The organism is Mobilisporobacter senegalensis (genome assembly GCF_003752155.1).
Lineage (GTDB): Bacteria > Bacillota > Clostridia > Lachnospirales > Lachnospiraceae > Mobilisporobacter > Mobilisporobacter senegalensis.
Genome location: NZ_RJVG01000005.1, coordinates 312292 through 330685, shown reverse-complemented (window position 1 = coordinate 330685; position 18394 = coordinate 312292). Strand labels below are relative to the sequence as shown.

The following is an 18394-nucleotide window of genomic DNA, read 5'->3' as shown; positions in this document are numbered from 1 at the left end:
AGATATAATCTTGTAAATAAATCGAGAACAGCCATAGCTTCACCGTCTGGTGTTACTATGGCCGTTCTTTATGGCCGTTTTTTTACAGCCCCTTTTTCATGTCAAAATTTATTAATTCCATCTCCATTTTAATAATGTATTATTTGGTCCTTTTATTCTTAAATCCTTTTGCTTTACTTTCCATAAGATTTCTTAGATTAGAAAATTTTGTTTTTTCTTCAGGGCTCATTTTTGCCGTTAGGATATCAAATATTAAGGTTGTTTCATCAGGAGTAAAACCGAGATTCTGTGATTTTAATTTCATATTTGCGCTCATTATCATGGGTAATGTTTTTTCCAGAGGTTTTCCCTCAGTTTCATTAATTAATTCAATCATTACTGCTAATTTTCTGGAATCCAGATTCTTTAACGCTGGATTATCAAGCCAAGATAAATCTTTCATATATACACTCCAATCTATTAGGTAGTTGAGTCAGGCATGGTACTAAGAATCGTATTAAGAGTTTCAAAAGTAGATTGCTGTTCTGGAGAAAGCATAGAGGAAAGGATATCCATCATACTGGAGTCATCACCAAATCCAAAAGCACTGGCAAATGGATTGCCTTCTGTATTATCACTATTATTATTAAAGCCCATGCTGGATATGGTTTTGTATGTATTATACAAATTTTTGGCATTAATAATATTAAGAATTATGTCGATCAATTCACGCTCCCGATCTGTACATAATTCTCGTATACTGTTTAACATTCCTTCCATATCCCCTTTTCCTTCATCTAAATCCAAAGTGGAAAGTTCAAAAGCTTGACTTTTTATTGTATCCATCAATTCAGTCGCTTTTACCATGATTTGCAATGTAGGCAATGATTTTACATCTGCATAGGGAAGGGCCGCCTTTAGAATGTCCATTGTATGTTTTACTATATTCATGTTTGGGGAAGGCATAGATGTACTTTCCAGTCGTATTGATTCTTCATTATAATCACAATCTATATTAGGTTCACGACAGTTTGTCTCGCTATTTTGACCTCTCATATTTACTCCATTCTCAGTTTATCTTTTACATTATATTCGTAAAAGATTAAAAAATGACATATTATACTCATTAAGGTTTGTAAAGGTACAATATATCTGAAACAAGCACATAAAGCCCATCATTACATATTATTATAATGTATCAATAATTATGATCGAAATATGAAGTGAAAGGAGTTTTATTTTTATGGGAAGTATGAGACAGGGATATGACCGTAATCGAGGAAATACGTGCGATTATTGTGCTCCTTCTGATAGAGAGAGACGTCAGGAAAAAACCAGATATCCTGTTGAACAAATGGCATTGGCGATGGCATATGTTCCATGGCAGGAGTGGAGATGTGTTTATGATGCCAATGAGGGGTTAAAGGCAGGTACTATTTTTGAAGAGCTTGATCTTGAATTCTATGGATCTACATGTGGATTGAGAAGGGGTGAAAGAGGATGAATGAACGTGAGAAATTATTACATTATATCACAGCAGTAAGTTTTGCGATTGATGATTGTGTACTTTATCTGGACACTCATCCATATGACAAGGAAGCATTAGAATATTATTCTGTTCACAAGGAGCTTCGTAAAAAAGCATTGAAACAATATACTGAGAATTTTGGACCATTGTTAAATGACAATGTTGACGTATCATGTGGTAAATGGACCTGGATTGATCAACCATGGCCATGGGAAGGAGGATGCTAGTTTATGTGGAATTATGAGAAAAGATTACAATATCCTGTAAAAATTTCGACTCCAAACGCAAAGGCAGCTAAAGTTATTATTACTCAATTTGGTGGCCCTGATGGAGAATTGGCAGCATCCATGAGATATTTATCTCAGAGATATACCATGCCTTATAACGAAGTAGTAGGAGTTCTTACAGATATTGGAACAGAAGAATTGGCACACATGGAAATCGTATGTGCAATTGTTCACCAACTTACGAAGGGTTTAAGTATTGATGAAATAAAAGCAGCAGGATTTGATACTTACTTTGTAGATCATACTCTTGCATTATGGCCACAGGCAGCAAGCGGAACACCATTCTCATCAACATTTTTCCAATCTAAAGGAGATCCTATCACAGATCTTTGTGAAGATATGGCAGCAGAGCAAAAAGCAAGAACCACATATGATAATATTTTAAGATTAGTAAATGACCCTGAAATTTGTGATCCTATAAGATGGCTCCGTAAAAGAGAAATTGTCCATTTCCAAAGATTCGGTGAAGCATTAAGAATTGTTCAGGACAAATTAGATTCTAAGAATTTCTATGCTTTCAATCCGGAATTTGACAAGTGTAAGATGAAATAGTGAATTTATAAATAATTATAAACAGAGTAAAGGACAGATTACCAGGAAAGCCAGGTAGTCTGTCCCCATGAGAGAAACATATCGTTAATTCATATCACGAATCATTTTATAGATTCCCAAAAAGGGTTCAAAGTATATGATATAATTATTGAATTTCGTACATATACCATACTTTGATTTATAACATTTTAGTGCATCTGTTAAAAATTCTTCTGTAATATTCAAGAAATCAGCCATCATATATATGGAAGTACATCCGGCTTCATAAGCATTGACAATACCATGTAAACCAATCTGCCTGTCATATGCCCATAACCTGGCTTTTAGCTCCTGCTTAAGGTTTTTAATATCCTGAAGATTAATTATATCGCCTGCTGTAGTATAATAGTGGCCAAGTTCTTCCGCAAGAACACAGGATTTTTCACTTAATGTAGGAATATCTTTTTTTATAGCGATTTTATTCCCTTTAATCCTTCCTTTATTGCCTAATAGAGGCTTTTCTTTCACAACCAATCCATTCATCAATGATTCGTCAAGTAATTCATCATATGTCATTTATAACAACCCCTTAAGTTATTCATTTGATCTGTAAAGATACTAGAAATTATCATCATTCATTATATCTTCATCGTGAGCTCTTTCTTCGTCCGTTGCATCTTCGATCTCATGTGCTGCGTTTAATTCCTGGGCGAAACTGGTCGTATAAAAATTACTTTCTACCCGATTCCCTTCATTTACTAATCTATTCAGGCTAAAATCTATAAAAGAGAATACATTATTAACAAATTCATTATAACTGGATTCTTTAATTTCAAATCGCCCGCTTTTCCCTTCAAAAAGAACAGTAGTATCTCGGTCATTATTCTTCGCAAAATTTTCTTCTATAGAATACCCAAAAGATCTTATTATGTGACGCAGGACGTCATTAAACGAGATTTTTGCATCTAAAATATCTAAATTATATCCTATTTTCTTAATATCCGCTTTTATTTCATCCCATCCCAGGAGATAAGATGGAGTAGTACCTAATTTTGCTGCGATCATTTCAATTTTATCAAATGGGATATTCATTACGATATTATTCTCGTATTTATAGATTGTCTGCTTCGTGGAATTCATGGATTTTGCCAGTTCTTCCTGTGTAATGTGCTGATTCTCTCTTAATTCTTTAATTCGATTACCAATTGTCATGGTATCACCTCCAAGTAACTTTATTATATCACTAACAAAAAAAATGTCAACAAAAAGTATCTTGACAAGTTACAATATAATGCTATAATCAAAGTAACTTATTAAGTTACTAAACGGGAAAGGAGTTTAAATGAACTTAAAATTGGGACAGGTAAGTAAAAATAATTATATCTGGGAAAAATATAATAATAGTCAATGTTAATTTAATTTGTTAAATAAGATGGTAATTGGAGGTCAAGAATGAAAAATCATGAAAATAATATACCGTCACCTGAACAGGTAAGACTGATATTTAAAGACACTTATAATTTCTATGTAAAATATAAGAAATATTTGAATAATGATGAATGGATGGAATTAGTCAGGGAAATACATGAAATATATCAAGCTCATCCATTTGAACTATGTAAAATAATCTTAGTTGAATTATTAGATATATTTGAGGAGAGCTATAAGGTTAAATACGAAGGTTCGATAGATAAATAATCTATTTATGTTAAGGAAAGTAAAGAAAATATATTTTTACAAGATTGGCTGAGGGGAGTGATAATATAATGACAGAAAAAGACAGGATTGACGGGAAGAAAGAATATTTAAATGCCTATAAAGGGATACACAAAAAGCTAATATCTCTGGAAGAGCAGTTAGAATCTTTGAGGATAACAAAAGAATCGGCCAGGACTCAGATTTTATCCGATATGCCCAAAAGTAAAACACATACTGATTTATCAGATTATATAGTTAAAATTGATGATATGATATCCAGAATTGATAAACTTAAAAAAGAATGTATGGATAAAAAGCTGGATATTGAAACACATATTTTTGAAATGCCGGATGGTGTTGAAGCAGAAATTATATATAAAAGATATTTAGAATTTAAAACCTGGGAGCAGATATGTACTGAAATAGGATATAGTTGGCGGCAGACCCATAGATTACATAATAAAGCACTGAATAATTTTCAAATATAAAAGGAGGATGGCATAGTATGGCACTTAACTTTATGATATCATTCAAAATGGAAGTTGATAAATAAAACCTGCTAAATAATTTTAAAAAGAAAAATAATAATAACCGGTTAAGAGGGACCTGAAGAACAGGTCCTTTTTAATATATATCCTAATAAGAAAGAGGTATGAATTATGTGTAAAATAAGAGCCAGAACTTAAACTTATTGAGACTTAACAAAGAAAATCTATAGAAAGGTTGGTGATATATTGTCTGATAGTGATTTCTCTTTAAATAATCTGAAAAAATTTCAGGATAACCTTCTAAAAGCAAAAAGCATGTACCCGGACATTGCACAAGAAAAGTTAGAAGAAGCAGCCCTAAAGTTTAAAAACAGGGTAGCTGCTTTGACTAAAGAAGCAGTTAAGGCAGATGCAGATAATTTAGTAAAGGGATTTAAGTTAGAGAAAGTTCAAAAAAATGGCAGTAGCTTGGATTTGCAATTTGTCAGTACTCATCCGGAATTTCAAAAGATTGAAAATGGCTATAATCAAGTATTAGCAAATGGTAAGACTGGATGGGTGCCAGGAAAGCAGATTTTAGGGCGGGCAACAGAAGAATTCCAAAAAAGTATAGGAAATGAAATGAATGGATTAGTAGATGCTTTAACCAGGAGGTGTGGTTTGGTTTAATGAATGGAGCAGATATCTATAATGCAGTAAGCACACTTTTATATAGTAAGTATCCAACATATAAGGTCTATGGTCATGAAGTTGTGGAAGGTTATGAGAAACCTTCTTTTTTTATTGATTTGCTGCCAAAGAAAAATCTAAATGAGAGTATTAATTTCAAAACGAAAGCTTATAAAATTTTGATCACATATTTTCCGGAAGATCTAAATGAAATTGATAACTTAACAAAAGCAGATGAAATAATAGAGCTGTTTGGATACAAATTAGTTGTGAGTGGCAACAAAATTCCAGTTACGGACAGTAATTATGAGTTTGTAGGAGAAAATACAAATACATTGCAAGTTGTCATAGAAATTGAGTATTTAGAATCAAATAACAGGACAAATTCCAGCGTAATCGCAAATGAATTAATATTAAAAGAAAAGGGGTAATATGTATGGGAATGCCAAGTGTTAACATTAGTTTTAGTGAAAAAGCAGCACAGATTATTAAAAGAGGAGAACGTGGAATTGTAGCGCTTATTCTTAAAGAAGCAGATGTTCCGGCGACGAATCCGGTTACAATTTTAAATGTTTCAGATATACCGGATACATTGTCTGCATTTAATCAGGAACAGATTAAATTAGCATTAATGGGATATATGAATTCACCTAAAAAAGTAATTGCATATGTGGTAACAGAGGATTATACTCCTGGGTTAAATTATTTTGAATTAAATCGTTTTGACTATTTAGCGATTCCTACAGTTCAAACGGATGAAAAGACAAGTGACATTGTAACCTGGGTAAAAGTTCAAAGAGAAGCCGGGAAAAAAGTAAAAGCAGTATTACCGGATACCACAGGTGATCATGAAGGAATTATCAACTATACGACAGCGGAAGTGATGAATGGTGCCAATACATATACAACAGAACAATATTGTTCCCGTATTGCCGGATTGATTACAGGAACACCATTAACGATCAGTTGTACCTATGCTCCATTAAGTGAGTTAACAAACTGTACAAAGCTTAAAAAGTCTGAAATGGATGGAGCAATTGATGCAGGTAAATTTATTGTATACCACGATGGTGAAAAAGTGAAAGTAGCACGTGGTGTAAACAGTTTGACAACAACAAGTGCAGATAAAGGAAATCAATTTAAAAAGATTAAGATCGTGGAAGCCATGGATATGATCTACGATGATATTACCAAAACAGCACAGGACAGTTATCTTGGTAAATATTTAAATACCTATGATAATAAAGTATTACTTATGAGTGCAATTGGAGGATACTTCGAGCAATTAATTCTGGATGGTATTTTATCAACTGCCAATATTGGAATTGATATTGAAACACAAAGAGCTTACCTTAAGTCAAAGGGCGTTGCTACAGATGATATGTCTGATGATGAAATCAGGGTATATGATACTGATGATAAAGTATTTCTTAAGGCAACTGTTAAGATATTAGATGCAATTGAAGAAATCAGTTTACCAATTAATATATAAGAAAGGGAGTATGAGATATGGGATATAAACCAGAGCAAGTAATTAACGGAACATGGGGAGAATTATGGGTAGATAGCGAATATATTTCTGAAGTAACCTCTTTAAATGCAAAAGTAACACCAAAGACGGAGACGATCAGCCAATCCCGCCAATTAGTAGATGGTACTAAAATCACAGGCTTAGAATGCAAAGGAGAAATCAAATTAAATAAGGTATCTTCAAGATTTATTGCATTACAAAGTGATAATCTGAAAAAAGGTATTCAGACAGAAGTTACTATCATCTCCAAATTAGAAGACCCTAGTGCCCTTGGATGTGAAAGAGTAAAATTAATCGGTTGTGTATTTACAGAAATGACACTAGCCGATTGGGAACTTAAGAAAAACGGGGATGAAACCATTCCATTCACCTTTAGGGATTGGGAAGCAATCGACTTAATATAGGAGGTCAATATGAATTTAGTAGATAAATTATTGGCACTGGATGCCAATGAAGTAAAACAAAAAGAAACAGCTGCTGTTGAGGTGAAAAGGCTTTCCAAATTATTAGGAGAGCCTTTTATGGTTAAGGTGCAAGCCATAAGTGGACAAAGATTTCAGGAACTATCTGCAGATATTCTTGATAAAAAGGGAAACGTTGATTTCTCAAAAGTATATAAACAAAATACATTAGTGGTTTTGGAAGGTATTGTAGAACCCAATCTAAAAGATGAAGGACTGCAAAAGCATTTTGGCGCATCTACACCGAAAGAATTAGCTGAGATTTTATTTCAGGGCGGGGTAATGGCGAACCTTGCTAATACCATCAGCGTCATAAGCGGATTCAGTGATGATACGGATGAAGAAATAAAAAACTAATGAATACCGATGGGGAAGTACAATTAATGTACTTCCTTTTTCGGTATAAGAACTGGGAGCCCCAAAAGTATAAACAACTTGGATATGGGTCAAAAAAAATCGTACGGCAGTTCATGTATCAGCAATTAGAAGACATGGCAAAAGAGTACGATGCGCTGGGAGGTGGAAATAATGGCTAATAATGTTGCAGTATCGTTTTCATTGATAGATAACTTTACCGGACCTATGAATGATGCAATCCAATCAATGATGAAGAGCTCTAAAAATATACAAAGCCTGGTAAAAGATGTTTTGAAGGGGAATAAAGTGTTTGAAGACGCAGGTAAAATTGTAGAAGATGCTTTAAATAGTCCTTTTGCTAAAACAGGAAAAGAAGTATATGATCTTGCAACAATTTACAACGATGCAGCTAATGATATTAAAAGCGGATTTATGGATAAAATCGGTAAATTTAATACAATTGCCAGTTTCATCAAAAATATTAAAGAATTATCAGGGACAATGAAAGGCACAGCAAAGGCTGCTGATGGCCTTGGTAATATTAATCAAATTAATACTATTATAATAAATGTTAGCAATACTATATTTAATGCCACAGGTAAGGTTGATAATTTTAATAAAGCAGGTAAAAATTTATCAAATACAGGAAAAGGTATAAGTAAATTAGGAGGCGTATTTACTAAATTAGGAAGTACATTCGGTAATTTTGGTAAAATAGGTAAAGTTGCCCTTATGGGATTGAAAAGTCCTGCTTTTATCGCAATTGCAATTATTGCAGTTCTTGCTACTATCGTTTTTGTCATAATTAAAAATTGGGGCACAATAAAACCGTTTTTAAACAATATTGCCAACTTTTTTAAACAGAAATTTAATAGTATAAAATTAGTCGTTTTAGTATTTGTTAATGAATTTAAAAAAGCCAAAAATAGCATAGCAGGTGTCATAAATGTATTAGGACCAATTATATATAACATTATAAAAATTTTTAACCCAGTTTTAGTATATATAATATCTATTTTTGTAAAGAGAATTAGAAATAGCTTTTTGATTATTAAAGCAGTTTTTAGTGCAGTTATTAGAGGTATAAGAGGATCTATTTCTGGTCTATTATCGTTATTCAATGGAATTATAATTTTAATATCAGGTGGATTTACTAATAACTGGTATAAAGTTTGGGATGGTGTCAGATTAATATTTAAAGGCGTATTTGAAAGCTTTTCATCTCTGGCCAAGATACCAATTAATGCGGTAATTCAATTAATAAATTTAGCAATTAGTGGAATTAATAAATTAGGTATTAAATTACCAGATTGGTTGGGGGGGAAATCATTCTCAATTAATATCCCAACAATTCCTATGCTGGCAAAAGGAACGAATTACTGGCAAGGCGGTCCTGCCATGATTCATGATCGGGGAGCTGAGATCGTGGATCTTCCAAGAGGCAGCAGAGTTTATCCACATGATAAAAGTATCCAGATGGCCAGGGCAGAGGGAACAAAAGGAAAAGGTAATGTTGCAATCACAATTGCCAAGCTTGCAGATAAGATTGAGGTTCGAAGCGATAAAGATATTGATGATATTGTGAATAAAGTTGCTAATAAATTTGAAAAGATCCTTAATAATACTGGAGAGGTGGTGTTAGCTTAATGGAGATTTGGTTACAGCAAGATAATGAAAGTTTAAGACTGCCTGTACTGCCTTCCGGTTTTGAAGTTCAGAATGTGCAGCAGAATTCAACAGTTAATGTTACATCAAAGGGAGAGATAAATATCATTGGAAAGAGAGGGTTAAAAACACTTTCTCTTTCTTCTTTTTTCCCTAATCGGGAATATGGATTTGTACAATATACAGGTTTTCCTGGTCCATATGAATGTATTGAATTAATTAAGTCCTGGATGAACAACCCTGTAAAAATTTCGATTACAGATGCAAATATTAATATGCCAATGACTATAGAATCTTTTACTCATTCAGAACAGGATAGCACAGGAGATGTATATTATACTTTAGAGTTAAAAGAATATAGAAAACCTGAAATAGTTGCGGAGCAAAAAGTAAATGCTGATAAAAAGAGTACAAAGTTAACGGTTAATGATACCAAAAGAATAACGAAAACAGTTAAAACAACCACCTACATTGTAAAGAAAGGTGATACTCTATACAGCATTGCAAAAAGGCTGACAGGAAATGGTTCAAATTGTTATGCAATTGCAAATCAAAATAATATAGCCAATCCGAATCTGATACAGGCAGGTCAAAAGTTGGTGATTAAGGCATGAAAATAAAATGGGTGAAACAATCGGATGGAAGTGTGAATGATATCACAGATTTTGTCTCAACGATAAACTGGGGAGGGTCAGCCGGACAGGCATCAAGAACATTGGATATATCAGTTCTTAATTCACCTTTCGATAAAAACATTTCAGATCCAAATATCAATCTGGGAGACAGGATCAGGCTATATTATGATGATAGCAGATTACTTATTGATATCATGGTGTATAACCGGGAGAGAAATAATGAAACCGGAACGATTACATATAGCGGATACGATGATCTTAATCATTTACTAAGGAGCAATGGTTCTTATAACTTTAAAAATGTTACACCTGAAATGATTACGAAGAAAATATGCAATGAATTAAAAATTGAAACAGGTACCATTGCAGCCACCAACGTAAATATAAAAAGTATGCTCATCGACAGTTCAAGCTATTATGACATTATTTTAAAAGCCTATACAAAAGCACATAAGATGAATGGTAAAAAGTATATGCCGATTATGTCTGGCCGGAAGTTATATGTAATTGAAAAAGGGGAGATTATTAAAGATTTTATTCTTAGTGATGAAGTTAATATTTTAAGTTCCAGTTACACAGAATCTCTTGACTCTATGGTAAATCAGATCAAAATATATGATGACAAAGGGAAACAGATCGGTGAAGTAAAAAATGATGATTGGGTGAAACAATTTGGGATCTTTCAGGATATTTATACAAAAGAGGACGGAGAGAATGGAACAAAAGCTGCTAAAAATATGCTGGTTGGTATCGACAAAACTGCAAGTTTACAAGCGATTGGAAATATCAGCTGCATCAGTGGATTTGGCATTGCAATTTATGATTCATTGACTGGACTGAAAGGTACATTTTGGATTGAACAGGATTCCCATAGTTTCGAAAATGGAAATCATACCATGAATTTAGATCTGACCTTTAAAAATATCATGGAGGTAAAGGAGTAATGAAGTATGAATGGATATGAAAAATTAATTAAGATCATGAGAAATACGGGCAGCACTTCTAATAATGTTTTCCTTGTTACTATGGAAAGTTCGAATTCATGTTATCTAAATAATCTTAAATTAGAGAAAGATGATTTATTTATTTCACAACATTTAGTAACAGGGTGGTATATAGATCCAGAAACTTTTATAAAGCCTCTGGAAAAAGGAGATATGGTTATTTTAATGAAATTAGATGAAACAAAATATGTAGTTATTGGAAGGGTGGTATAAATGAGTTTTCCTTTCGAAACAGATGGTCAGGTGTCGGCGGAAGAAGTGATAAAAGTCCCTAAAGAATATGGTATCAACTTAGATACAGGGAAATTTACAGGTAAGATTGTAGAGGGTGTTGAAGCCATAAAGATTTGGATCTATAACGCTCTTAAAACCAGTCGATACAAATATAATATATTTTCCTGGGATTATGGCAGCGAAATAGAGGATTTGATCGGACACGCCTATACACAGGAGTATTTAGAAATGGAAGCAAAACGTATGGTGGAAGATTGCTTAATGATGAATCAATATATAACTGGTATTTCAGACTTTAATGTAAAATCAGAATACGACAAATTATCCATTTCATTTACTGCAAATACACTCTTTGGGGAGGTGAGAATAGATGTTTGAAGACAGAACATATGAGAACTTGTTAGAGGAAGCATTGGGTATGATTACAGAAGACATTGATAAACAGGAAGGCAGTCTGATCATGAGAGCGATTGCTCCTTGTGTCTATAAGATTGCTGAAACTTATGTTCAATTGGATAATTTTATTGATCTGGTATCCGGGGATACTGCAGTTGGTGAATATCTTGATCGTGTTGTAGCTGATTATGGAATTACCCGTAAAGAGGCGACTCATGCAATCAGAAAAATAGTAACCAATGGAGAAATTCCAGTTGGTTCGAGATGGAGTTTCAATGATACCATTTATGTGGTCGAAGAATTATTAGATACCAATACATATAGTGCAGCTTGTGAACAGCATGGTGAAATTGGAAATACATATAGTGGTCCATTAGAAGCCATTGAAAATGTAAATGGTGTTACGGCAACTCTGACAGATATTATTGCAAGTGGTGCAGATGAAGAATCAGATCATAATCTGCGTGAACGGTTCTTTAATTATCTGAGAAGACCTAGTACAAGTGGAAATACATTTAATTACCGTGAGTGGGCATTATTAGTTCCAGGTGTTGGTGATGCAAAAGTATTTCCACTATGGAATGGGAATGGTACAGTAAAAATATTGATCGTAGATAGTAATATGGAAATTGATCAGACTTTGGAGACAGCAGTTTATGATTATATTGAGAAGGTACGTCCAATAGGAGCAAATGTTACAGTAGACAGCCCGGGCGAAAAAGTAATTGGAATTACTGCCAATATAGTTTTGGATGGAACACAGACCTATGAGGATACAGTAGCTGCATTTACATCAGCATTAGCAGATTATTTTAGAGAGTTAGTATTCGAGACTTACAGTGTAAGTTTCGCAAAGATTGGAAGTATCCTGTTATCAACTCCGGGAGTGAAAGACTATAATTCATTATTAATAGATGGAGGAACAGCTAACATTACCATAGGAGAAACAGACATGCCAATTTTAGGTGCTATTACATTAGCGGAGGTGGTATAGATGAATTTAATGGAATTACTGCCTCCGGTCTATGATGATAATAATACAATGGAAGAATTACAAGGAATCCTTAGCAATAAAATCAACCATGTTGCGGCTGACTTTAATGAAACCATTGACCAATGCTTTGTCAGTACGGCAACAGATCTGTTAAGCAGATACGAAAAAATTTATGGACTTACGGTAGATGTGACCAAGTCAAAAGAATTTCGGCGAGAACGAATCATAGCAAGGGCAAGAGGAACCGGTACAGTCACGAAGCAGATGATAAAAGAGGTTGCAACGTCCTATTCCAATGGCGAGGTTGAGATAATTGAAAACCCATCTGACTATAGTTTTCGTGTAAAGTTTGTGGGTACAAAAGGGCTGCCTCCTAATATGGCTGATTTGAAATTAACCATTGAGGAAATTAAGCCCGCTCACTTATCTTTTACATTTGAATATGTGTATAATACTTGGAAAGATGTAGCTAACATGACATGGAATGAAGCAAATGCTTATACATGGGAACAATTAAGATCGAGGTGATGAAATGGCAAAATATACAAAAAATTATAATTTAGAAAAGCAACAGAATAATGAATACATAAGTATTGACGGACTGAATAATAACTTTGATAAGATTGATAAAGTATTAGGGAATACCGGAAAGTTTGAATCAGCAGGGGGAACAGCTACAGCCATTATTTTATCGGATGTCATTTTGGAAGATGGAGCTGGCAAAACCTTTAAAGTAATATCAGGGAATGGAGGAGCATCAACTACTATAAATGGTAAGAAGTTATACAAACCAGGAACAACCGCTGCCCCTACTCTTATTGCAGGTAAAGCAGTTACAATTTGGTATGATGAAGCTGGTGACTGTTTTTTTATCAAAGCTAGTGCAGAGGGAAATGCAACCGCTGACCATGTACTAGCGGGAAAGACATTCAGCAACGATAATGATACAGGATTGATAGGTAATATACCAATACTTACAGGAATAAGAACACCATCAGGCATTGCCAAATGGGCAGATGGAGCCTTAGCTGTATATCCAGAAAAAGGATATCAAAAGGGAGGAGCTGGAGATGGAGAAATAAAAGTTACTACCGATAAGTTGCAAAGTGCAGAACCAGCCTTAATATCGTCAAATATAAAAAGTGGTGTATCCATCTATGGTGTAGCAGGTTCAATGGCTACTCCTGGGTTTTACAATTTTCCATTGTCAATACAAGAATCTCAACCTACTGCTGTTAAAAATGGTCATATTTGGGTTAAGAGTTCGGCTACATTTAGTAAGATTCAAATAGTAGATGCATTTACCGCAGGGGTAGCAGATGGGACACTTATGTTTGTAGTAGGTGATACAACACTTAGAAAAGAAAGTATTTCACACTCTATTAAAACTACGGATAATAAGTCAGTAATAGTCTCTACATCAGAAATAGATGATTCATCTGCAGACTGGTTAGTCAGTAATATATCTGGAGATATTTCAACGAGTGTAATGTTAAGAAGACCTATGGTATATTCTAAGCTTGGTGGGTTACTAGATGTTGAAACAGCACATATGTGGGATGGGAATTCATGGAAATTAATATCACAAAAAGGTTCATACTTAGCTATAGCTAAAGGTGGCAGCGGTCCTGGATATGGATTATCAATATGTAATGTTTCTAGTGATACCTATGTTAGAAATGTCACAACACTTGCCCAAGGTTCTACCTATAGTTCTAATACGACTTATTCAAGTGATGGTAGATATCTTGCACACTACAATATAGTCTTTCAAAGAATTGGAGACGTATACTCTTCTTTCTGGGATGTACCATCTTCTGTTAATTTAGGAGGTTTAACCTATAATTCTGTTAGCATAACGACTATATCAGGAGATGGTAATACTGTAGCTTCACTGTATAGGAATAATGGTAATAACGATTATGTAATTATTATTTTCAAGAACAATGGTAATACTTTTGTACAGTTAACATATTTTAGCATTGGTTATACTAATTCGATATTTAGTATTTCTATGAATTATGCGGGAACAATGATTGTATATAGCGCAGCTGCAAGTGGCTCTAGCCAAGGGAGTATATACGCATATTACAAAAATACTGATGGGAGTTATAGTCACAATGGTTCTGTTAAGTATGGTGTGGGATATCCTTTTATAGTAAAATTTAATAAAAACTATAGCAGAATAGTCTCTCTTACCGGATTACCATCGCGTTATAATTTAAGTGTATATACATTTAATGAATCAAATAGAACAGTAACTCTAGAAAGAGAAACAACTCATAACGCAGATATTACCAGTACTATATACCCTTGTGGTGTGGCAATTTCCAATACAGGTTTTATTCTTACTACAGGATATCCTAATTCACCTTATTATTTTCTTTATAATTATATACAAGGAAGACCATATTCAATTTCAGGATTACTTGGTAAGAACTCATCACATTCCGCAGTATTTGATTTTAATTCTGATGGGACAAGACTTGCTATTTCAGTTGCAACAGGAGATGTATATATTTACGCAGTATCAGTGAACGAATCAACTTTTACAATGAATTTCACACTAATTAAATCTTTAGGGTTTCCTACCAATAGTGATACATACGCAATTCAATATTTCCCTTAATGAAAGGAGGAAATTTAAATGTTTTATTACAAATATAATGATAAATATGTCATCGTTAAAAAAAGTACTCTTCCTATAGAGGGGGATAATGTAGCTATTTCCAAAGAAGATTTTGATCTTGGCTTGTATGATGTAATTGTAGGATTTCTTGATGAAAATAATGAAATACTTAGGCATACAAAAACTCTTAGGAATGTCGATGAGGTAGCTAGAAAACTGAATAATATTGAAGAAAAAATTAATCCTTCAATAAATTATGAAATGTGTACATTGGAAGAACTAAAAACTTATCAGATAGCTAAAAGCAAAGAAAATTTGGAGGTTTATCTGAAAGAGAATCCAATTGTTTCTTCCTGTCACGGAAATACTGAGAAACAGTATACTATTACAAAAGAAAAACAATCTCTGCTTACTCAGATGATTCTTATGTGTCAAATAGCTATTATATCAGAAACAGATTATCAGCCATCTTGGAATGTTCAAGGTGAACCATGTACCTACGACTGGACTTTACAGGAACTGCAACAATTGGCATTCGAAATAGAGTCTGTAGTCCGATTGGTTGTAAATAAACAACAAAGCATGGAAGCGAAAATCAACGCGGCCACATCCAAGGATGATGTAATGGCTGTAAATATTACATTTTAGGAGGAGTCTTTGAAGCAAATGCATAAGACTCTATTTTTATATATAATTTCAGGGTTTCTCCTTTCTTTACCGAGTATACTGTTGGATGATTATATCCCATACTGGCTTTTAAAAGAGGAGAAGCCACACTATAAAATTTTATAAAATGTGAGGTGACATATGGATGAAGAATTAATCAAGCATAGACTAGATGTTCATGATACGAGACTCAACGATCATTCCAAAAGATTAGACCGGCTTGAAATCACACAGGCAGAAGCCAATACTATGATCAAAAATCTATGTGAGAAAATCGAAAATCAAACCAAAGCAATCTATTGGTTAATAGGACTTGGAGCAACTAGTTTGCTGGGGTTCTTTTTTTATGCAGTTCAACAGAATATTTTTTAGAGAAATGAGGAATTATTATGGAATTAAATTTTTTACAAGACTACATTGTCTTAGTAGTTTTGGGAATCTGTTTATGTGTTGGGTATGCAATGAAACAGTTAGATTTTATTAAGAATAAATACATACCTGCAATAATGCTTTGCCTTGGCACGGTTGTTAATATTATTGTTAATATTCCAAATATGAATGCAACTGTTATTTTAGGTGGTATGGTAAGTGGGTTGGCATCTACCGGACTATATGAAGCTATGAGGAATCTTATTGATTCTAATGGTAAGAAAGATGGTAATGCAAATGTCTAAAGTAACAGATCAGTGCAGGGATATAAAAGAGTTAAATATATTGGTTCAGGTATTACTGAATCTTGCTCTGGCTGATATAAGAAAGCAAGGTGTCAACCCATTAATCGTTGAAACTTACCGATCCCAGGAAAGGCAGAATTATTTATACTGTCAGGGAAGGACCATATCAGAAGTGACTGCGAAAGGAATCAATACCACCTTTGCAACTGCTTACTGTTGTCCCAGGGCTTCAAAGAAGACATGGACTTTAAACAGTGTACATAAATCAAGGAAAGCAGTGGACATTGTACCTCAACGTATGGTTGATGGGAGAATGACGGCTATTTGGAATGCGAAAGATAAAGAAACCCAGATTATCATTCAGACAATGGAGAAGTACGGATTTGAAGCAGGGGCCAATTGGAGTTGTAATCCGGATAGTCCCCATTTTCAAATTAAGGGGGATTTTACAACTTCCTTTATGCAAAATCGTAATAATAAATATATTACAAAAGCAATACAGAAAGCTCTTAACAAGAAATTAAATATAAAATTAAACGTTGATGGAATATGGGGGATAAAGACCAGGGAGGCTGTTAATAAATTTAGAGCCAAACAGGACTATCCTTTTCAAAACAACGGGAAATTAGCTAAAAAAGCTTTAAAAGATTTATTTGTATAAAAAGAAAACCCTGATCAGAATTCATTGGTCAGGGTTTTCTTTGATATTAATAAATAATTTTTACTCCGGATAAATCAGTCTTTCTTCAGCAATATCATATAACACTTCACTTAAATATCTATTTGCCAGATATTTTGCCATCCCAAGGTTCATGTCAAGGTAATTACCACAGTTAATCGCAGCAGCACCAGGGATTTCTCCTTCATAATCTCTAATAAATTCATACAATTCTATCATCAAAGGAACGATGTCCTTTGATTCGTAATCTCCGTTCAAAAGAAGATAAAATCCTGTTCTGCATCCCATTGGCCCAAAGTAAACAATATTAGAACCATAAGTTTCATGATTTCTTAAAAATGTTGCTGCCAAATGTTCAATTGCATGCATTTCTGCGGTATTCATTACAGGTTCAAAATTAGGTCTGGTCATTCTTAAATCAAAGGTGGTTATAACAGAATTGCCTGCGCTGTCTTTTCTGGAGACATATACCCCAGGAAGTAATTTCATATGATCAATTGTAAAACTGGCGATTGGTTTCATAATATCCTCCATATTGTCTAATGATAGTAAATCAATAAAGTAATACACCTTATATTTTGGTCCGAATTATTTAGATATAAATAATATTTCTTAAAAAGTATATCATATTTAGAGGTTTCTGATAAGTGCTATTTTTCTTCCTTGCCAATTATACCATATAAACAAAGTCTTAAAATTCCCATTTTGTATTTGGGATCTGTGGATAGGTAATTGGACTGTTCCATAAATGATACACTGGAGAGGAGGAAATGAAGTATAACTTCATCAGGGATATCCCTGTCAATGGCTCCTTCTTTTTTTCCTTGCTCGATAAATTTTGTATATATGGAGACTGCTTTGTTATTCAGAGCTTCCTTATAGATTTGCTGGAAGGTCTTATCTTCCCATGCAAATTTACTGAAGAGGGATTTTCCATAAGCATTTACAGCCTCTTCTTTTTTCTCCATGATTATCTTTAATTTTTCTGAAAAAGGAATTCCCCTTTGTAATATTTCATCATATCCTTCAATGATGGTATCAAGATATTTAATTAAAACTTCTTTGGCAAGCGCATTTTTATCACCAAAATAATTATAAATGGATACTTGTGATACATTAGCTTTTGCTGCTATTTCACTTATTCCTACATCAGTGATTCCACGATTTGCGAATAATTCACCGGCTGCATTAATAATAGACTCTTTTTTTGCATTGGTTCTTTTTTCATATCCGTTCATTGTTATAACTCCTTCAATCCATTGTATTCTGTAAGATAATCTCTTGTTGGA

General features: G+C 33.7%; 29 protein-coding genes. 23 read left to right on the top strand and 6 right to left on the bottom strand.

Going from position 1 to position 18394, the window contains the following annotated elements; genetic code table 11:
• Positions 1–139 precede the first annotated feature (139 nt).
• Positions 140–442, bottom strand: coding sequence for a hypothetical protein (locus tag EDD66_RS10610; RefSeq protein ID WP_123609547.1), 303 nt, complete (start codon positions 440–442; stop codon positions 140–142).
• 17 nt (positions 443–459) lie between these two features.
• Positions 460–1035, bottom strand: a complete 576-nt coding sequence (locus EDD66_RS10605; protein WP_123609546.1) for a hypothetical protein — start codon at positions 1033–1035, stop codon at positions 460–462.
• A 187-nt stretch (positions 1036–1222) separates the two neighbouring features.
• Between EDD66_RS10605 and EDD66_RS10600 the strand changes: the two genes are divergently transcribed.
• The 3 genes from EDD66_RS10600 to EDD66_RS10590 are packed head-to-tail and all read left to right on the top strand — an operon-like array spanning position 1223 to position 2346.
• Positions 1223–1483 (top strand): spore coat associated protein CotJA, encoded by a 261-nt coding sequence (locus tag EDD66_RS10600; RefSeq protein ID WP_123609545.1) that lies wholly within the window; start codon positions 1223–1225, stop codon positions 1481–1483.
• Positions 1480–1734 carry a spore coat protein CotJB gene (locus EDD66_RS10595; protein ID WP_123609544.1) on the top strand — a complete coding sequence of 85 codons (255 nt, stop codon included), beginning with the start codon at positions 1480–1482 and terminating at the stop codon, positions 1732–1734. The genes EDD66_RS10600 and EDD66_RS10595 overlap by 4 nt, the downstream gene beginning before the upstream one ends.
• 3 nt (positions 1735–1737) lie before the next feature.
• Positions 1738–2346: a manganese catalase family protein gene (locus EDD66_RS10590; RefSeq protein ID WP_123609543.1), complete on the top strand. Its 609-nt coding sequence runs from the start codon at positions 1738–1740 to the stop codon at positions 2344–2346.
• 84 nt (positions 2347–2430) lie between these two features.
• Here EDD66_RS10590 and EDD66_RS10585 read toward each other — a convergent pair whose 3' ends face one another.
• Both EDD66_RS10585 and EDD66_RS10580 read right to left on the bottom strand, forming a co-directional pair.
• The gene (locus EDD66_RS10585; protein ID WP_123609542.1) at positions 2431–2901 is read right to left on the bottom strand and encodes a hypothetical protein; all 471 of its coding nucleotides are present in this window, start codon (positions 2899–2901) and stop codon (positions 2431–2433) included.
• Between the two features lie 42 nt (positions 2902–2943).
• A complete protein-coding gene (locus tag EDD66_RS10580) occupies positions 2944–3537 on the bottom strand; it encodes a helix-turn-helix domain-containing protein (RefSeq protein WP_123609541.1) in 594 nt (197 codons plus the stop codon).
• Positions 3538–3777: 240 nt separating this feature from the next.
• On the opposite strand from EDD66_RS10580, the gene EDD66_RS10575 reads away from it, so the two are divergent.
• The 20 genes from EDD66_RS10575 (at position 3778) to EDD66_RS10485 (ending at position 17087) form a co-directional block, all read left to right on the top strand.
• Positions 3778–4023: a hypothetical protein gene (locus EDD66_RS10575; RefSeq protein ID WP_123609540.1), complete on the top strand. Its 246-nt coding sequence runs from the start codon at positions 3778–3780 to the stop codon at positions 4021–4023.
• A 68-nt stretch (positions 4024–4091) separates the two neighbouring features.
• Entirely contained in the window at positions 4092–4511 is a 420-nt protein-coding gene (locus tag EDD66_RS10570) for a hypothetical protein (protein ID WP_123609539.1), read from the top strand.
• A gap of 246 nt (positions 4512–4757) precedes the next feature.
• The gene (locus EDD66_RS10565) at positions 4758–5180 is read left to right on the top strand and encodes a hypothetical protein (RefSeq protein WP_123609538.1); all 423 of its coding nucleotides are present in this window, start codon (positions 4758–4760) and stop codon (positions 5178–5180) included.
• Positions 5180–5611 carry a phage tail terminator family protein gene (locus EDD66_RS10560; protein ID WP_123609537.1) on the top strand — a complete coding sequence of 144 codons (432 nt, stop codon included), beginning with the start codon at positions 5180–5182 and terminating at the stop codon, positions 5609–5611. The genes EDD66_RS10565 and EDD66_RS10560 overlap by 1 nt, the downstream gene beginning before the upstream one ends.
• A gap of 5 nt (positions 5612–5616) precedes the next feature.
• The gene (locus tag EDD66_RS10555; protein WP_123609536.1) at positions 5617–6672 is read left to right on the top strand and encodes a phage tail sheath subtilisin-like domain-containing protein; all 1056 of its coding nucleotides are present in this window, start codon (positions 5617–5619) and stop codon (positions 6670–6672) included.
• A gap of 17 nt (positions 6673–6689) precedes the next feature.
• Positions 6690–7115 (top strand): phage tail tube protein, encoded by a 426-nt coding sequence (locus EDD66_RS10550; protein ID WP_123609535.1) that lies wholly within the window; start codon positions 6690–6692, stop codon positions 7113–7115.
• A gap of 9 nt (positions 7116–7124) precedes the next feature.
• Complete coding sequence (locus EDD66_RS10545; RefSeq protein WP_123609534.1) at positions 7125–7529, top strand: phage tail assembly chaperone; 405 nt, start codon at positions 7125–7127, stop codon at positions 7527–7529.
• Positions 7529–7708 carry a hypothetical protein gene (locus EDD66_RS18300; RefSeq protein WP_148053943.1) on the top strand — a complete coding sequence of 60 codons (180 nt, stop codon included), beginning with the start codon at positions 7529–7531 and terminating at the stop codon, positions 7706–7708. Before EDD66_RS10545 ends, EDD66_RS18300 begins: the two co-directional genes overlap by 1 nt.
• Entirely contained in the window at positions 7701–9176 is a 1476-nt protein-coding gene (locus tag EDD66_RS10540; protein WP_123609533.1) for a phage tail protein, read from the top strand. Before EDD66_RS18300 ends, EDD66_RS10540 begins: the two co-directional genes overlap by 8 nt.
• Entirely contained in the window at positions 9176–9808 is a 633-nt protein-coding gene (locus tag EDD66_RS10535; protein ID WP_123609532.1) for a LysM peptidoglycan-binding domain-containing protein, read from the top strand. Before EDD66_RS10540 ends, EDD66_RS10535 begins: the two co-directional genes overlap by 1 nt.
• Positions 9805–10773, top strand: coding sequence for an XkdQ/YqbQ family protein (locus EDD66_RS10530; protein ID WP_123609531.1), 969 nt, complete (start codon positions 9805–9807; stop codon positions 10771–10773). The genes EDD66_RS10535 and EDD66_RS10530 overlap by 4 nt, the downstream gene beginning before the upstream one ends.
• Positions 10774–10779: 6 nt before the next feature.
• On the top strand, positions 10780–11046 hold the full coding sequence (locus EDD66_RS10525) for a hypothetical protein (RefSeq protein ID WP_123609530.1): 267 nt from the start codon (positions 10780–10782) through the stop codon (positions 11044–11046).
• Entirely contained in the window at positions 11047–11445 is a 399-nt protein-coding gene (locus tag EDD66_RS10520) for a DUF2634 domain-containing protein (RefSeq protein ID WP_123609529.1), read from the top strand.
• Positions 11438–12457, top strand: coding sequence for a baseplate J/gp47 family protein (locus EDD66_RS10515; protein ID WP_123609528.1), 1020 nt, complete (start codon positions 11438–11440; stop codon positions 12455–12457). Before EDD66_RS10520 ends, EDD66_RS10515 begins: the two co-directional genes overlap by 8 nt.
• Positions 12458–12985: a putative phage tail protein gene (locus EDD66_RS10510; RefSeq protein ID WP_123609527.1), complete on the top strand. Its 528-nt coding sequence runs from the start codon at positions 12458–12460 to the stop codon at positions 12983–12985.
• 4 nt (positions 12986–12989) lie between these two features.
• Positions 12990–15086, top strand: coding sequence for a WD40 repeat domain-containing protein (locus tag EDD66_RS10505; protein ID WP_123609526.1), 2097 nt, complete (start codon positions 12990–12992; stop codon positions 15084–15086).
• Between the two features lie 18 nt (positions 15087–15104).
• Positions 15105–15734 (top strand): hypothetical protein, encoded by a 630-nt coding sequence (locus EDD66_RS10500; protein WP_123609525.1) that lies wholly within the window; start codon positions 15105–15107, stop codon positions 15732–15734.
• Between the two features lie 159 nt (positions 15735–15893).
• Complete coding sequence (locus EDD66_RS10495) at positions 15894–16124, top strand: hemolysin XhlA family protein (protein WP_123609524.1); 231 nt, start codon at positions 15894–15896, stop codon at positions 16122–16124.
• Between the two features lie 17 nt (positions 16125–16141).
• Complete coding sequence (locus EDD66_RS10490) at positions 16142–16426, top strand: phage holin family protein (RefSeq protein ID WP_123609523.1); 285 nt, start codon at positions 16142–16144, stop codon at positions 16424–16426.
• Positions 16419–17087, top strand: coding sequence for a M15 family metallopeptidase (locus EDD66_RS10485; RefSeq protein ID WP_170164320.1), 669 nt, complete (start codon positions 16419–16421; stop codon positions 17085–17087). The genes EDD66_RS10490 and EDD66_RS10485 overlap by 8 nt, the downstream gene beginning before the upstream one ends.
• 60 nt (positions 17088–17147) lie before the next feature.
• Here the strand turns inward: EDD66_RS10485 and EDD66_RS10480 are convergent, their stop codons facing one another.
• Both EDD66_RS10480 and EDD66_RS10475 read right to left on the bottom strand, forming a co-directional pair.
• The gene (locus EDD66_RS10480) at positions 17148–17627 is read right to left on the bottom strand and encodes an S-ribosylhomocysteine lyase (protein WP_123609521.1); all 480 of its coding nucleotides are present in this window, start codon (positions 17625–17627) and stop codon (positions 17148–17150) included.
• Between the two features lie 128 nt (positions 17628–17755).
• Positions 17756–18343, bottom strand: coding sequence for a TetR/AcrR family transcriptional regulator (locus EDD66_RS10475; RefSeq protein WP_123609520.1), 588 nt, complete (start codon positions 18341–18343; stop codon positions 17756–17758).
• Positions 18344–18394 lie beyond the last annotated feature (51 nt).

What these genes read in the sequence shown, in the direction of transcription:
- EDD66_RS10545 (WP_123609534.1), top strand. Translation starts at nt 7,125, where the DNA reads ATGAATTTAGTAGATAAATTATTGGCACTGGATGCCAATGAAGTAAAA.
- EDD66_RS10570 (WP_123609539.1), top strand. Translation starts at nt 4,092, where the DNA reads ATGACAGAAAAAGACAGGATTGACGGGAAGAAAGAATATTTAAATGCC.
- EDD66_RS10505 (WP_123609526.1), top strand. Translation starts at nt 12,990, where the DNA reads ATGGCAAAATATACAAAAAATTATAATTTAGAAAAGCAACAGAATAAT.
- EDD66_RS10480 (WP_123609521.1), bottom strand. Translation starts at nt 17,627, where the DNA reads ATGAAACCAATCGCCAGTTTTACAATTGATCATATGAAATTACTTCCT.
- EDD66_RS10610 (WP_123609547.1), bottom strand. Translation starts at nt 442, where the DNA reads ATGAAAGATTTATCTTGGCTTGATAATCCAGCGTTAAAGAATCTGGAT.
- EDD66_RS10500 (WP_123609525.1), top strand. Translation starts at nt 15,105, where the DNA reads ATGTTTTATTACAAATATAATGATAAATATGTCATCGTTAAAAAAAGT.
- EDD66_RS10585 (WP_123609542.1), bottom strand. Translation starts at nt 2,901, where the DNA reads ATGACATATGATGAATTACTTGACGAATCATTGATGAATGGATTGGTT.
- EDD66_RS10510 (WP_123609527.1), top strand. Translation starts at nt 12,458, where the DNA reads ATGAATTTAATGGAATTACTGCCTCCGGTCTATGATGATAATAATACA.
- EDD66_RS10580 (WP_123609541.1), bottom strand. Translation starts at nt 3,537, where the DNA reads ATGACAATTGGTAATCGAATTAAAGAATTAAGAGAGAATCAGCACATT.
- EDD66_RS10600 (WP_123609545.1), top strand. Translation starts at nt 1,223, where the DNA reads ATGGGAAGTATGAGACAGGGATATGACCGTAATCGAGGAAATACGTGC.
- EDD66_RS10525 (WP_123609530.1), top strand. Translation starts at nt 10,780, where the DNA reads ATGAATGGATATGAAAAATTAATTAAGATCATGAGAAATACGGGCAGC.
- EDD66_RS10490 (WP_123609523.1), top strand. Translation starts at nt 16,142, where the DNA reads ATGGAATTAAATTTTTTACAAGACTACATTGTCTTAGTAGTTTTGGGA.
- EDD66_RS10520 (WP_123609529.1), top strand. Translation starts at nt 11,047, where the DNA reads ATGAGTTTTCCTTTCGAAACAGATGGTCAGGTGTCGGCGGAAGAAGTG.
- EDD66_RS10550 (WP_123609535.1), top strand. Translation starts at nt 6,690, where the DNA reads ATGGGATATAAACCAGAGCAAGTAATTAACGGAACATGGGGAGAATTA.
- EDD66_RS10495 (WP_123609524.1), top strand. Translation starts at nt 15,894, where the DNA reads ATGGATGAAGAATTAATCAAGCATAGACTAGATGTTCATGATACGAGA.
- EDD66_RS10575 (WP_123609540.1), top strand. Translation starts at nt 3,778, where the DNA reads ATGAAAAATCATGAAAATAATATACCGTCACCTGAACAGGTAAGACTG.
- EDD66_RS10590 (WP_123609543.1), top strand. Translation starts at nt 1,738, where the DNA reads ATGTGGAATTATGAGAAAAGATTACAATATCCTGTAAAAATTTCGACT.
- EDD66_RS18300 (WP_148053943.1), top strand. Translation starts at nt 7,529, where the DNA reads ATGAATACCGATGGGGAAGTACAATTAATGTACTTCCTTTTTCGGTAT.
- EDD66_RS10485 (WP_170164320.1), top strand. Translation starts at nt 16,419, where the DNA reads ATGTCTAAAGTAACAGATCAGTGCAGGGATATAAAAGAGTTAAATATA.
- EDD66_RS10555 (WP_123609536.1), top strand. Translation starts at nt 5,617, where the DNA reads ATGGGAATGCCAAGTGTTAACATTAGTTTTAGTGAAAAAGCAGCACAG.
- EDD66_RS10475 (WP_123609520.1), bottom strand. Translation starts at nt 18,343, where the DNA reads ATGAACGGATATGAAAAAAGAACCAATGCAAAAAAAGAGTCTATTATT.
- EDD66_RS10595 (WP_123609544.1), top strand. Translation starts at nt 1,480, where the DNA reads ATGAATGAACGTGAGAAATTATTACATTATATCACAGCAGTAAGTTTT.
- EDD66_RS10535 (WP_123609532.1), top strand. Translation starts at nt 9,176, where the DNA reads ATGGAGATTTGGTTACAGCAAGATAATGAAAGTTTAAGACTGCCTGTA.
- EDD66_RS10540 (WP_123609533.1), top strand. Translation starts at nt 7,701, where the DNA reads ATGGCTAATAATGTTGCAGTATCGTTTTCATTGATAGATAACTTTACC.
- EDD66_RS10605 (WP_123609546.1), bottom strand. Translation starts at nt 1,035, where the DNA reads ATGAGAGGTCAAAATAGCGAGACAAACTGTCGTGAACCTAATATAGAT.
- EDD66_RS10560 (WP_123609537.1), top strand. Translation starts at nt 5,180, where the DNA reads ATGAATGGAGCAGATATCTATAATGCAGTAAGCACACTTTTATATAGT.
- EDD66_RS10515 (WP_123609528.1), top strand. Translation starts at nt 11,438, where the DNA reads ATGTTTGAAGACAGAACATATGAGAACTTGTTAGAGGAAGCATTGGGT.
- EDD66_RS10530 (WP_123609531.1), top strand. Translation starts at nt 9,805, where the DNA reads ATGAAAATAAAATGGGTGAAACAATCGGATGGAAGTGTGAATGATATC.